The 13,705-nt window shown below is 68.7% G+C and carries 9 protein-coding genes; 4 read left to right on the top strand and 5 right to left on the bottom strand.

Annotated elements, in window-relative coordinates:
• Positions 1-142: 142 nt before the first annotated feature.
• The 5 genes from PYR72_RS21960 to PYR72_RS21940 form a co-directional block, all read right to left on the bottom strand.
• Positions 143-307 (bottom strand): hypothetical protein, encoded by a 165-nt coding sequence (locus PYR72_RS21960; RefSeq protein WP_275456888.1) that lies wholly within the window; start codon positions 305-307, stop codon positions 143-145.
• A gap of 76 nt (positions 308-383) precedes the next feature.
• Positions 384-6,584: an RHS repeat-associated core domain-containing protein gene (locus PYR72_RS21955; RefSeq protein WP_275460485.1), complete on the bottom strand. Its 6,201-nt coding sequence runs from the start codon at positions 6,582-6,584 to the stop codon at positions 384-386.
• Between the two features lie 508 nt (positions 6,585-7,092).
• Complete coding sequence (locus PYR72_RS21950; RefSeq protein WP_275456887.1) at positions 7,093-7,920, bottom strand: glycoside hydrolase domain-containing protein; 828 nt, start codon at positions 7,918-7,920, stop codon at positions 7,093-7,095.
• A gap of 569 nt (positions 7,921-8,489) precedes the next feature.
• The gene (locus tag PYR72_RS21945; protein ID WP_275456886.1) at positions 8,490-9,071 is read right to left on the bottom strand and encodes an HD domain-containing protein; all 582 of its coding nucleotides are present in this window, start codon (positions 9,069-9,071) and stop codon (positions 8,490-8,492) included.
• A gap of 13 nt (positions 9,072-9,084) precedes the next feature.
• Complete coding sequence (locus PYR72_RS21940; protein ID WP_275456885.1) at positions 9,085-10,200, bottom strand: helix-turn-helix transcriptional regulator; 1,116 nt, start codon at positions 10,198-10,200, stop codon at positions 9,085-9,087.
• 308 nt (positions 10,201-10,508) lie between these two features.
• Here PYR72_RS21940 and PYR72_RS21935 point away from each other — a divergent pair, with 308 nt between their 5' ends.
• The 4 genes from PYR72_RS21935 to PYR72_RS21920 all read left to right on the top strand — a co-directional run bounded on the left by PYR72_RS21935 (position 10,509) and on the right by PYR72_RS21920 (position 13,664).
• A complete protein-coding gene (locus tag PYR72_RS21935; RefSeq protein ID WP_275456884.1) occupies positions 10,509-10,916 on the top strand; it encodes an ATP-binding protein in 408 nt (135 codons plus the stop codon).
• A 392-nt stretch (positions 10,917-11,308) separates the two neighbouring features.
• Positions 11,309-11,536, top strand: coding sequence for a putative ATP-grasp-modified RiPP (gene tgmA, locus PYR72_RS21930; protein WP_275456883.1), 228 nt, complete (start codon positions 11,309-11,311; stop codon positions 11,534-11,536).
• Entirely contained in the window at positions 11,533-12,504 is a 972-nt protein-coding gene (gene tgmB, locus PYR72_RS21925; protein WP_275456882.1) for an ATP-grasp ribosomal peptide maturase, read from the top strand. The genes tgmA and tgmB overlap by 4 nt, the downstream gene beginning before the upstream one ends.
• A gap of 2 nt (positions 12,505-12,506) precedes the next feature.
• Complete coding sequence (locus PYR72_RS21920; RefSeq protein ID WP_275456881.1) at positions 12,507-13,664, top strand: protein-L-isoaspartate(D-aspartate) O-methyltransferase; 1,158 nt, start codon at positions 12,507-12,509, stop codon at positions 13,662-13,664.
• Positions 13,665-13,705: the final 41 nt, after the last annotated feature.

The following is a 13,705-nucleotide window of genomic DNA, read 5'->3' as shown; positions in this document are numbered from 1 at the left end:
ATTTCGCGCGAGGGCCTTCGGTTCCGGATAGCGGTGAGTGGGGTGGAAATCGAGCAGGCCCGTCCCTGGGATTCCTCCCGGGGGCGGGCCTGCTCAGAGTGCGAAGGTGTCCTCGTGCGCCGGTCCCGACGCGGTCACCAGATCACTTGCTGCCGGTGATCCGCACGGCGGCTCCTGCGGCCATGAGTGCCAGCCCCAGAATGAGGACGGGGAAGCCAGGGCCGGGCAGGACGTACATGAGAGCGCCGGTCACGGTGGCCACAGCGCCGACCGACATGAGTACGACGCCGGTGATGGACTTGGGCACACGAGTCTCCTAACTGGTACGGCTTGAACGGGGTACTCCCGGTGGCCCGGCCCGAAGTGCGGGCCACCGGGAACTATCAGAAGCCCCAGTAGTTCTTCGACGAGTAGACGTAGATCCTGCGGTGGGACGTCGTCCACCAGGAGGTCTCGGACCACCTGAAGTTGGTGTACGTCTTCCGGTAGGTGATTCTGTCCTGATATTGGGTCGTGTAGACCGAGACCCATTCGGCCAGGACCTTCTCGCGGCTCCAGGACAGCAGGGTGCAGCGGACGCCGCGCTGGGTGCGCCAGCGCCACCGCTCCTTCCATCCGACGATGGCGAGCGCGGTGAAGTCGGCGAGCGCGTCCCATGCCCAGGAGTACTTCTTGGTGCGCCACTTGGTGTAGGACCACTTGCCGGACCAGGTGACCTTGACGTCGCTGCGCCAGCCGGTCCACGCGTACCACGGGATCTTGCAGGGCAGGCACCCGGTGACGTCTTCGGCGTTGACCGGGTCGCCGCAGACGTAGTCGTAGGTGCTGCAACTGCCGCCCGAGACAGGGTCGGTCTGCAGGAACCGGCCGGAGGCCGGGTCGTACAGCCGGACGCCCATCATGACGAGGCTGCCGAGGGTGTCGGAGGAGCGCTGTTCGCCGCCGAAGAATCCGTAGCGGGCCTCGCCGGTGGCGGGTTTGCCGAACTCGTCGGTGGTCAGTGCCGTCGGGGCCTTGGACGTGTCCAGCGGCAGCGCCAGGGCGATGTCGCTGTGCAGGTCGACGAACTGCAGGACCACGTCACCGGTCTTGCTGGTGGTGGCTCCCAGGCTGCGGCCGGCGGATTCGACATTACGTGTGAGGGCGCCGGTGGCCGTGTTCTCGACGATCCAGCTCGGCTTGTCGCCGTCACCGCTGTAGTGGTTGAGCTTGGTGGCGGTGGTCTGCCAGGTGCCCGAGGCGTTGGACTCGACGGTCCAGGAGCGGAAGCGCCTGGTGACGTCGAGGGCCCAGGTCTGGCGCTGGTTGCCCAGGATCTGCTGGCGCGCGAGGTCGTTGGCGTAGTAGCTGAGCGTGCCCTCGTTCGGGACCGTGGAGGCCCGGCCGAACGCGTCGTAGCTGTAGCCGCTGTCGGTACGACGGTCCGCCGTGTCGTACGTGCTGGTCACGGTTGTCCCGCCGGTCGTCGGGCAGTCGACGCCGGGGGCGCCGACCGCGGTCGTGACCGAGGTGCGGTTGGAGTGCTTGTCCCAGCCGTAGGTACGGCGGCTGCAGACGCTTTCCGCGGTTTCGAGGACGTTCGTCAGCCGGCCCGCCGCGTCGTAGCGGTAGTCGCGGTGGATGTTCTGGCCCGCGCCGCCCGCACGCGTTGCCCACTGGTCGTGGGCGGTGACGGTGACCGCGTCGCTGAGTAGCAGGGCGGCGTCGGAGTCGCGGGTGTAGGTGCGTTCAGTCGGGACGCCCGTGGGGTCGTTGGACTGGGTCATGGTGTAGCCGCCGGGCAACTGCTCGGTGGCGACGTTGCCGTCCGCGTCGTAGGAGGTGCGGAAGGTGCCTGCGACGGAGTCGGTGAGGGAGACGAGCAGTCCTCGCGGCTCGGCCGAATTGTCGTAGGTGTAGGTGACGGTCGAGGGTGCGTTGTCCGTGCTCTTGACGGGCCGGTTCAGCTGGTCGTACTGCACCGAGGTGATGCCGCCGTCGGCGTCGGTGTAGCTCATCTGGCGTCCGAGGACGTCGAAGGTACGGGTGATGCTGCCGGCGTTCGGCGAAGAGGTCTGGGTGAGGTGTCCTGCTTCCGGGTCGTAGGTGAAGGTCTGGTCCGGGATCGCGGTGCCGGCGGTACCGCTGGTGGTGATGGACTTCTGACGTCCTGCGGTGTCGTAGGTGGTGACCTGTGTGCGGGAGGCACCGTTGGCGGTCTCCACGACCTTCGCCGGTTGACCGTAGGCGTCGTATTCGTTGTAGATCGTCGGTAGCTGGCCGTTGGTCCCGCCGGCCGCTCCCGCGTGGCTGACCTCGCACACCAGGTCCGCCCATTCGGGGCGGCCCGCGCAGGTGCCCGTGCCCGTCGCCGACCAGTACTTCATCAGCTGTGTGCCCGGGTCGGTGCCGTTGGACTTGGGCATCAGTGACTTGACCGCGCGGCCCTTGGCGTCGAACTCGGTGATCCGGGTGATGGCCAGGCCGCCGACGTCCTGCACGTTCTTCGTGGCAAGACCCTTGGCCCAGTCGTACTCGGTGGTGGTGACGCGTGTGTCACCCATGTGACCGGGGTTGGTGAGCAGTTCGGCGCCGACGGTTTCCTTGGTCGGCTGGTTCACGACGGTGGCGGTGCCGTCCGTGGGACGGCCGCTGTCGTACGCGGTGGCGGTCCAGGTACGTCCGGGGGCCGTGGTGCCTGCCGCGATCAGGACCGTGCCGTCGTCGGCCTTGAGGTCCTTCTCGAGTGTGAGCATCCGCAGCGGACCGCGGGTATCGGTCGAACGGGAGCCGTCGGCGGTGAAGGTGGACTCCGTGGACAGCAGGCGGGCACGCTCCGCGGAGCCTGCCGCATCCGTTCCCAGGCCGAGTTCGGCCAGCTTGGTGCGGTCCTTCGCCGTCCCTCCCAGAGCGGTGGCACGGTTGCCTGAGGACAGCTCCATGACGGTGTTGCCGTAGCGGTCGTACTGGGTGGTGGTGATGTGGTCACCGGGGCTGCGCTGGTTCACCTGGCGGCCGGAGGCGTTGAGGTAGAACACGGTCGCCCGCGCGTAGTCGGCCTTGGCCAGCTGCGTGCCGTCGGACGACGAGGGAACCTTGTCGGCGGGGAAGACCGCGCCGGCGTCGGACGGAGTGTCCGTCTGGCCCCACTTGGCAACGTCGGACCCGCCCATGGCTACCGGGGCCGTCGTACCGGTCAACGGCACGTTGTAGACGACGGTCATGGTTGCCGTGCCGGACGCCTGGTCCTTGCTGCCGGCCGCGAGCGTGGCGCGCTGGGTCGACAGGAGCATGCCGTCGGAGGCTCCGGTCACCGAGGCGACCTTGCCGTAGGTGAACTTCCACGGCAGCTGGCCCGGCGGCGTCAGAGAGATGACGCGTCCGGCCGAGTCATAGGTGTACTCGGTCTTCAGCGCCGGGCTGATCCGCGGGTCCCAGGTCTGCCGCAGCCGGCCCTGGTCGTCGTAGGCGTAGCGGGCGACCGTACGGGCGGTGGCGCTGGTGGCGCCGGGTTCGGTGGCCCACAGCTTCAGCTCGGACACCTGCCCGGTGATGTCGCCGACGGCGGTGCCGGTGGCGGTCGTCGAGGTCGCGTAGACGAAGTCGAGGACCTTGCAGCCGCGGGTGGACGGGGTGGCCTCGCACGCTGTTGCGGTGGCCGCGCTGGTGGCCCCGATGATCCTCTTGGGACGGCTCAGCTTCGTGCCGTCGACCGTTTCGGAGACGACCAGGCTCTCACCGCCCTCGATGCCGGACTGCACCGAGCTGGACAGCTGCCAGGTCGTCGCGTTGGTGGCGGCCTTCTTGAACGTGGTGACGGCGCCGTCGTCCTCCGTCAGTGTGAAGGAACCGGAGAACGTACCGGTGAGCGTGAGCTCTTCGAAACCCGGCTCGGAGATCCAGCCGGACTTGGCCTTGTTGGCGGTGAAGTAGATGGCCGAGCCGTCGGCGGAGAGCAGGTCGACCGAGGTGTCGGAGGTCTTCTCGATGTGGGAGTAACCCGAGTCCACCTGAGGGGCGACGGTTCCCGACACCCACTCCTTGCCGAAGATCGGCGCCTGCCCCTCCTGCTTGGCTCCCTTGTCGGGCACGAGCGAGGACGCCGTGCGGTTGACGGCCAGCCCCAGGACGTCCGTGTCCGACGCGCCGATCGAGTAGTCGCCGTTCAGCAGGTTCACCGAGCCGGGGCCCATCTGGGAGCCGCCCGCGCCGTCGGCGTGGCGGTCGACCACCACAGCCAGCGGCTGGGTGCTGCCCGCCGCTGAACTGGGGCCGGTGAAATCGGCCTTGATCTCGATGGCGCCGTCGGGGTCGACGGTGGCGGTGGCGTTCCAGGTGAGGACCGCGTTCTTGCCGTTCGTCAGCGGCACCGGCCATGCGGTGAGCGGCTGGCCGTCCTTGAGGACATCGCCCGCCGGGATCCTGACCCAGTCGTCGGCTTCGGAACGACGCCAGGAGAACGACACCGAGTCGTACTTCCCGGCCTCCGCCTCGGCGACCAACGGGAGCCGACGCGCGGTGCTCTGGCCCTCACTGGGCTGGATGAAACCGCCCGGCCCGGCGTGGAAGGTGTACTCGGCGGCCTCGGACTTGTTGTCCGCCTTGTCCACGGCCCGCACCTGCAGGGTGTGGGTGCCGTCCTTCGGCGGTGTGATCGAAAGAGCCTTGGTGGCGGTCGATCCCCCGGTGGCGACCTTGGTCCATGTCACACCGTCCAGCGACCACTCCAGCCAGTTGTGGTCGGAAGCGGGCGGCGTGACGGTGAAGGCGCCTGCCTGGCCCGCGCCCTTGACCCAGGCGGCCGACGGATAGTCCGTGGAGACGATCTTGGTGGGGGCGGAGGGGGAGCCGGTGTCGACGGTGAAGGTCTTCCACGCCGACCAGCCGTTGTTGTAGTGCGCCCCGTCGTACGGCGACGTGCGGAACTTGTACGTCTTGCCGTTGGACAGCACCCCGGACGGGACAGTGACCGAGGCGACCTGCCCGGAGGGGACGTACTTCGAGACGATGACGTCGCCGACCTGGGTGTTGGTGGCGTTGTCGTAGATCTGGAAGGTGCCGTTGACCTTGTCACCGTCAGCGTCGACGAAGGTGTCCCGCAAAGTGGGCGTGATGGTATTCACCACGTAGGCGCCGCCATAGGAGAAGTACGGCGGGCCGGCTTCCTGCTTCGTGCCGGTACGCGGCCGGTAGTTGTAGTTCACCACCAGCTTCGGCGGGTTGGAGGCGGCGTTCGCCGAGTTGACCCGCTTCCACTGCGCCAGCACCGACTCGGACGAAGCGCGGATGCCCATGTGGCCGCGGGTGGCCTTGGCCGACGCCCACTCCTGAACCAGGGTCGTCACATCGGCGTTGACCCAGCCGTCCGGCTGCGCGGCGCAGTCGGGATTTCCGCGGGTCTCGGTCGAGGTCGCCTTCTTCGCCGTCATCGTCGGACGGTTCGTCCAGCGGCTGGAGGTGGACGCCGCGCCAGAAGACCACACCTCCCACGGGTAGAGCTTGCAGTCGGTGTTGGCCGAGTGGAAGTTCCACAGCGACAGCTTCGCGTCCAGAACCAGAGCGTCCTGGACCGGAGTCGTGTTCCACGAGATGAACGACTCCGCCGTCCGCGGTGTGCCGTCCGCGTTCTTCGTGCCGGGGTTTCCGAAATCGAGTTCGGTGTCGGCGGACCAGTCGACCGTCTCGCCCTGCTGCACGTAGGTGTCGAAGACGTTGGACAGCGAGGACGTGGACGGGTCGACGGTCACCGGGTACCGGGTGTCCGGGTCGGAGAGGAACTCCGCATCCGGGGTGATCTCCAAGTCTACAGAGGAACCCCTCTGAACCACCTTCAGGCCGACCTCGGCCTTGCGGGTGTGCTCCCCGGACCGCTCGTCGACGGTGGCGTCCCACATCACCGGGGCCGGCATCACCGCCTGCTTCTTGTTCTTCTTGTCCGTGAACTGCACGCTGCCGTCCGGCAGTTGTTTCACCTTCAGGCCCTTGGCCTTCAGCGGCAGCGTGTACGCATAGGTTCCCGACTCGGGACGCTTCTTGATCTCGACGAACTGCTCGAAGCCGGTCCGCGTGGCCTCGACCACCACATCCGCACCCGGTACGGCGTTGACGTACTCCGCCCGCGTCCCGTCGAGCTTGGGCTGAGGCAGACCGCCCTTCCACTGGAGGGTGATCTGCTGGTCGCTCTCGCCGAGGGTCACCAGGTCGGTGGCCTTGGCCGCACGCGCGGCCTTCAGGGAAGCGGCGGGCTTCCCCGTCTTGCCTGCCAGCCGCAGCCCGCGCGGGTGCGCCTTGGACTCGACGGCCCCGTCCTCTTCCTGGACCAGGTCCAGGTCGACGTTGCGCCACTGTCCCGTGACGTCATCCCTGAACCGGACAGGCCCGGCGGTGAGTTCGGTGGTGAGCGAACCGTCCTTGTTCGCCCATGTCGTAGAGGTCTCCGTACGTGCCGACAGCGCCTCGACCCGCTTGCCGGACAGCCGCGCGGCAACCCGCGCCGACGGGATGTCCGCCGCCTGTGCGGTCGCCGACTTCTTCGGCGTCTTGGAGATCGGGGCCGCTGGGGCAGCCGCCACCGCTAACGCGCTGTCCAGCAGCGTGACCGCCAGGGCCAGAGACAGGCTTCCCGCTATCCAGCGCGTACTTCTCCCCGGCCAGGGAGGTCTGCGTCTGAGCGACGCAGGCTCGTGAATCGTCATGTTCCCCGTCATTCACTGTGTTCGAGACATCACAGATGTGATGCCTCCGTGAAATTACCTCGGGCAAAAAGGCGGCAATGAATGCCAAGGGATCGCAAAAAGGGAACCGCTTGCTTCCTGTTGGGAGTGATATATGTCACCGCGTGGCGATTCCTCGGCCGTGCACCTTCGGGCGACGCCCGGCCGCGTCTCCGTCAAAAAAGCGTCGAACCGCATCGGACGGATCGCGGTCAGTCGGCTGGCTCGACGCCGCATCGCGGTGGCACAGATCAGTGCTGCCCGCGCCCGGGGCGGTCCACAGGGACGGCCGCCCGGCCCGAAGAACAAGCACCGGGCCGAGCGCCACGACCTCGGCAAGACCGTCAAACGTGCCGGGTCGGTCAAAAAGCACCAAGCCCGCCGAGGCCAAACGCCAGGCTTATCCGATCAGGGCAACGGGGGCGTCCCAGGCGTTGCGGTCGACGGTGATGGTGTAGCCGCCGCGGGTCTCCTTGCTGTTGACCATGTACTGGTGGGCACGGCTGTGGTTGGTGTACAGCTTGGGATCCCAGGGCCAGTCGGCGGTGGTGGTGTTCTTGTTGTTCCACAGCGCGTACCAGAGGTTGCCCGGCAGGTCGGTCCGGTCCTTCGCGGTGGCGATGGCCTTGGCGCTGGAGCTGCTGAAGCCGTAGTAGCCGGCGCGGTACGTCTTCGCCCGCAGGGTCTTGGTGAAGGAGCGCACGTACGTCAGAGTGGCGTCGTTGCACGCCTTGTTCGTGATGTCGTACGACTCCATGTTGAGGTAGATGGGGCTGCCTGGCTTCATGCCGAGGGCGGCGGCCCTGGCGACCGCGTCCTTGGCGTTGCTCGCCCCGAGGCTGGCTGCCGTGGAGGCGGTGAACCTCTCTGGGTTCCTGCTGGTCTGGCAGGGGGGCTGGGCTCCGACGTAGAGCGGGATGAGCTTGAAGCCGACACCGCTGACCGACTTCACCCAGGACGGGGTGAGGTTGGGCTGGGCGCAGCCGCGGTTCTTGCCGCCGATGTAGACGGCGGCGGCGCCGTAGAAGCCGGTGTTCCAAGCCTTCATCGCGGCGAGGGAGGGTGCCGTGCAGGTGTCGAATGCCCGGCCCGTGTATGTCTTCTGCGCAGGCCAGCTCGTGGCGGCCATGGAGGTCTGCGCCGCGATCCCGGCGCCGGCGACTACGACGACGCCGGTCGCGGCCCACGCGATGTAACGGCCTCTCTTGGACAGCCGGTGACTGGACATTCCCACCCCATTCGGATCACGGCCCGCAGCCGCGCTTGGTGCACCGGAAGGCATGCGCGCGGTGACACACCATGAGGTGTGGCTGCAGCGTTCGGCGCTTTCCACGGCGGCGGTAGAGCTCCGGCAGTCGGAGCGTTCCGCACCCTATCCAAGACCTGTCCGCTGATTGGTGGCGGAGGGCGGCAACGCTGGGTTCGATGGCCTCCGCGCAGCTGACGGTGGGCTTCGAGATCCTGGTCTCGAAGCCCACCGTCGAGAAGGTGCGGTTTTCGGTGGGCAGTCCGACCCGGGCGCGGACGGTGGGATCGCGTCGAGCGCAAGGAGCAGCTGAGCGAAGTCGCTACGGTTGCCGGCGGTCGGCAGGACCGCAGCTTTCCTTGTGCGCCGGCGTGTTCCGCCGGCCAACGTACTGACACGGGGGTGGCGGGGCGGGCAGTGACGTGCCGTGTGTCCAGCGGCGTGCCGTAGCCCCTCCGCCGGTAGAGGCGCGCGACGCAGCGGAGGGGACGCCGGCCCGGTGTGGGGGCAACGTCTCGTGGGGCAGGGGGCTCGCCGGTAGCGGGCGCGGGTCAGCGTTGCTTCTCCCCGAGGGCTGCGCGCAGCCAGTCCAGAGAACCGGTCGCCAGGACCGCGTCGGCGAGTTCGTTGGCCGATTTCGTGGTGAGTCGGCCGCGGCTGTTGTCGATCCAACGCTGGGCGTGCTCGTAGCCCTGGGCCTTGTACTCGATCCCCTGGATCATGCACTCCAGCTTGTCGGCGTCCCGGGCGCAGATGGCCTCCTGGGACTCCTTGGCCTCGTACTCGGCGACGAGCTCGCGCACTGCGGAGGCCAGGACCTCGGGCATACCCGCGACCTGGTCGTCGGTGACCGCGCGCGGGTCCGCCTGAGGCGCGTACTTCTTGCCCAGGTGGTTCACGTCCCCGGTGCGGGTCTCCTGCGAGTCGTGCCACACCGCCAGGTAGGCGGCCCGCGCGGGGTCGGCGCCTTCGAGCTTCGCGATGATCGTCGCGAGGAGAGCGGTGCGCCATGAGTGCTCGGCGACTGACTCCGGATCGCGTACGCCGGCCATCCACCAGCCGGTGCGCTTGGTCTGCTTCAGCGTCCCCGCCTCGTAAAGAAAACGCGCTACCGCGGTCAGGTCTTCGGCCACCGTCGGACTCCTCTCACGCCTCGGCGAGGCGGATCGCATACCGGATGCTCTCCAGCTCCCGGCGCCCGCGCGCCGAAAGCTCCTGGCTATCCAACATCACGGGCAGCCTGTCGCGCAGGACACGGTCTGCTGCGCCGGATCGCAGCAGGTTGGGCCGTACCCGGAGCAGGGACCACACGGAGTGGATGTTGAGGTCGACATAGCCGTGATGCGGCGCGAGACCGTGAGCGAGGTGGGCGAGGAGTCTGTCCCCAGGCCACGGCCCCGGGGTGCGGGCGGCGATGAAGTCGTCACTCAGCTCCAGATGCGCGGTCTCGCCGATCCAGTACGCCCAGTAGTTCAGGTTCGCGGCTTCGCCGGCATCGTCGTCGATGAGGGCGGTGTCGATGAAGTGGCTCATGCGGTCCCGGTCTCCTTGCCGGGCCGAGACGGCGGCAACGGACCTGGAGTTGAGCCAATGCGTGAGCCAGTCGCCGGGGCGTTCGGTGGCCTGCTGGTGGGCGAGCCACTCCGACGTGTCGGCTTGGTCGTCGTACCCGGAGAGGTAGAGGGCCTGGCGGCGGAGCAGGAACTGGTCCTCACTCCGGGCCTGCTCCGCGGTTCGCCGCATCCGCGTGAAGAACAGTGCCCGGTCGGCAGCCGACAGCTCCGGCCCGGCCGGCGCGGGTCCTCGGCGCTTGCGGGGCGGATCGGGCAGGTCGCGGACGGGCTGTGGTGGTACGTGGTTGAGGGGCCACGCGAGGACCTCGACGAGGTCGCGCTGCATCACCCAGGCCCCGAGCGGGCTTTCCTCGACTTCGGTCTCGGCGTCGAGAGCCTCGGCGAGGAGGACGTCCGCCTCCAGGGCGCGGTCCAGGGCTTGCAGGAGCGCGGGGGCAGTGCCCATCTGCATCAGCCGGTGACGGTGCACGAGCATCTGCCCGACCGGCACGGCGGTCAGGGGGCGGCGGCCGGACTCCCACCCCGCGATCGTGTCAGCGGACACCCGCAGTTGCTCGGCCGCTTCCTCCTGGGTGCGTCCCTGCTGCTCTCGGATGACCCGGAAGACGTAGCCGGCGATGACGCCCACGCGTGGGCGTCCAGATGATCCCTGACTGCCGGTCAGGGTTTGTCGCGAACTCGACCGCATGAACAGACCCTTTCCCCGGTGTTCGCAGCAAACCACTTGTACTCGCGGTCACTTCAAGCAGTGATCACGGTTCACTACCGTCGTATGCATCACCGAACGAGCCTAGTAGGGCGGTTGTCACGGTGGGCTTCGTTACCGAGGCTCCCGAGTCAACCTCCATAGGCGACAACGTCGAAGGGCTGCTGCTCACCCCGGCCACGGGGCCGGACCGAGCAACGGCGGGCGTGCGTCCTTCGCACACAGCCCTGACGGCCGGTGGTGGGGCTACACACGGAACGCGAGCACCCCCGAGGGACGCGACGATGACCATGACGGCTGCAACGGTGGGACCACAGCGCTACCAGGAGCGGTACGCGGCGAGGCTGGAAGCCGCCGCTCAGGCGCGTCGGGACATAGCGCTGGTGCTGGAGACCTGGGGCCTGCCTCAGCTGGTAGACGTAGCCGAGCAGGTCGTCACGGAGCTGGTGGCCAACGCGGTGGAGCACACCGACGCCGCCACGGTCGGTGCCTCGATCACACGGACAGGCAAGGAGTCCGCGCGGATCGTTGTGACCGACACGTCCCGCACCAGACCCACCCCTGGCGCGCCGTCCCCGAACGATGAGCACGGCCGCGGACTACTCCTCGTCGAAGCTCTGGCCCACGACTGGGGCAGCGAGCCGGTGCACGGCGGGAAACGCGTCTGGGCAGAGCTGCGCGCGGACAGCACGTGGTGACCTCTCCTCCCACGGCCACCTTGCCGCGCGTCGAACGGCTCACTCCGCGGCAGCAGATGGCCGTGGACTGTGCGCGCTGCGCCCGCTGGTTGGGGATGGCCGGCCAGGTGTGGGGCGAAGTGCGCCACCGGGGCCTGCTGTTCCGGCTCTGGATCTGCGCACCCGAATGCCCACCGTCCCTCGCCTGCGGCGTTGCATGAGCCGTCGCCCGTCGCCCGTCGCCCGTCGCCCGTCGCCCGATGCCCGGCGCCGGGCGGCGCACAACCCGCTCTGCGTCTGCGTGACCGGCTTCCCGACCGGAGCGGAGCGGCCCCGCGAGACCCTCGGCCGTGCCCTCGCGCACGGCCGAGTCAGAGAACAGTCCGAGCACCAGCAACCACAAGGAGGCACCCATGCCCACGGCAACGCTCGTCCCGTTCGGCGCCCGCGCCGAACGCACCCCGTACACCGTCACCCTGGAGGCGGGATCGTTCGTGTACGACCCGGCCCGGCAGGTCAACGTCCTGACCGACGGCTCCGGCACCCTGTGGAGCCGCTCCACCTCGCTGGCCGGTAGCTGCACGAACACCAACTGGGACAGCAAGAACGACGACACGGCCGACCCGTACCTGATGCGGTGAGACAGCACCTGTCCGGCGGCCCGGTGCTGGTCGTCACCAAGGAACTGGACCCCGCGGCGGACCTGGTGGTCGACGAGCTGACGATCCGGCGTGTGCCGGTGATGCGGTTCGACATGGGGGACTTCCCTCTGTCCATGTCCCTGTTCGTCGAGCACGCCGCAGCACCCTGGACGGGGGTCCTGGCTGACGAGTACCGCTCCGTGCGGCTGGAAGAGGTGAGGGCCGTCTACTACAGGCGGCCCCGCCTTCCCGCCGTCTCCGACGGGCTGCAGGAGCCGCACCGCACGTGGGCCAACGAGCAGGCGCTTGCCGGACTGCTCGGCACGCTGTACGCGCTGCCGGTGACGTGGGTCAACCGGCCGGATGTGGACGGCATCGCCTCCCACAAGCCCGGTCAGCTCCCCGTCGCGGCGGCGCACGGGCTCCGCACGCCTCGCTCGCTGATCACCACCGACCGGGAAGTGGCCAGGAAGTTCTGCTACGAGATGCGCGGTCCGGTGATCTGCAAGCCGCTCATGGGCGGCCCACTGGAGTACCCGGACGGCCACCGCACCGGGGTGCCGACTCATGTGGTCGACCCCGACACGATCGATGACTCCGTGTCCCTGACAGCGCACCTGTTCCAGGAGTGGGTGCCCAAGACCCACGAGGTGCGGCTGACCGTCGTGGGCAAGGAGATGTTCGCGGCCGAGATCCGCGCGGGCAGCGACGCTGCTCGGGTGGACTGGCGCAGCGACTACGACGCCCTCACCTACGACGTGTGCCAAGTCCCGGACGACGTACGGGCGGGCGTGCTGAGCTGGCTGGAGCACTTCCGTCTCAACTTCGGCGCGTTCGATTTCGGCGTCACCCCTGCCGGGGACTGGGTGATGTTCGAGTGCAACCCGTCCGGAGAGTGGTCCTGGATCCAGAACAAGACGGGCCTGCCCATCGCCACGCACATCGCTGATCTACTCGCCGGGGGATGACCATGACGACACACACCGAAGAACGCGCCACCCAGTTGCGCACGGCGCTGGCCGACGTCCTGGAGGCCAACGGGGAACTGTCCGACCCGACATGGCGGAAGGTGTTCGAGGCCGTTCCCCGCCATCCGTTCGTGCCGGAGTTCTGGACCCTGGCCGGCGGCGAGCAGCGGCACGTGACCTCCGCCGACCCCGACTGGCTGGACCTGGTGTACTCGGATGACGCGCTGGCCACGCAGCTCACCGACGGTGTGGCCACATCGTCGTCAACAGCCCCCGGCCTCATGCTCGTCATGCTCCAGGCCCTCGACGTCGCCGATGGTCACCGCGTGCTGGAGATCGCGACCGGCACCGGCTACAACGCGGCACTCCTGTCCGAACGGCTTGGTAGCCACCAGGTGGTTACGGCCGAGGTCGACCCGGGGCTGGCGCGGCTGGCGGGAGCGCGGCTGCGGCGCTGCGGATACACCCCGCTGGTGCAGGCCGGGGACGGCCGTGACGGCTACCCGGCCAGGGCCCCGTACGACCGGCTGATCGCCACCTGTGGTTTCACCACGATCCCGACGGCCTGGCTGGAGCAGGTGCGGCCCGCCGGCCTCATCGTGTGCCCTGTCGGCTGGGGGACCGTGTGCCTGGTCGTCGCCGACGATGGCCGCGCCGAAGGCCGGTTCCTGCCCGGTGCTTCATACTTCATGGCCGTACGCGACGCCGGTGCCACCGGCGCCCCGGCACACCCAGGCAGGCCGAGCGCGACGAGCGGCCGACTCACCGGCCTGGACCTGGCCGAGGTCGCCGGCGACGATGCCTTCCGCTTCGTGCTCTCGCTGGTCACGCCGGACACGGCTTTCGCTTCGGAACGCGATGGCGACGGCCGGGTGACGGCCGTGGAGTTGTGGGGTGCTGACGGCGCGTGGGCGCGCGCCGAGGACGGTGGCGTACGGCAGGCCGGGCCGCGTCTGCTGTGGGACGCGGTAGAGGCGGCACACGAGCTGTACGTCGAGAACGACCGGCCTGGCCGGGAGCGCTTCGGAGTGACCGTGACCGCCGAGGGGCAGCGCCTCTGGCTCGACGTCCCCAGCCGTCCCGTACCGGTTGCCCGTGCCGTGGCCCAGGACGGCGGTAGGTCCTCGGAGAGCCCAAACTGCCGTACAGCGGCCACGTGAGTGGGCGCTTCCATGGCCGCCGGCGACTGTCGCCGCCCCCT

Source organism: Streptomyces sp. VNUA24 (assembly GCF_029167005.1).
In the GTDB taxonomy this organism is placed as follows: Bacteria; Actinomycetota; Actinomycetes; order Streptomycetales; family Streptomycetaceae; genus Streptomyces; species Streptomyces scabiei.
Note: the sequence above shows the minus strand (reverse complement) of the source record. Positions and strands in the feature narration are given on the sequence as shown.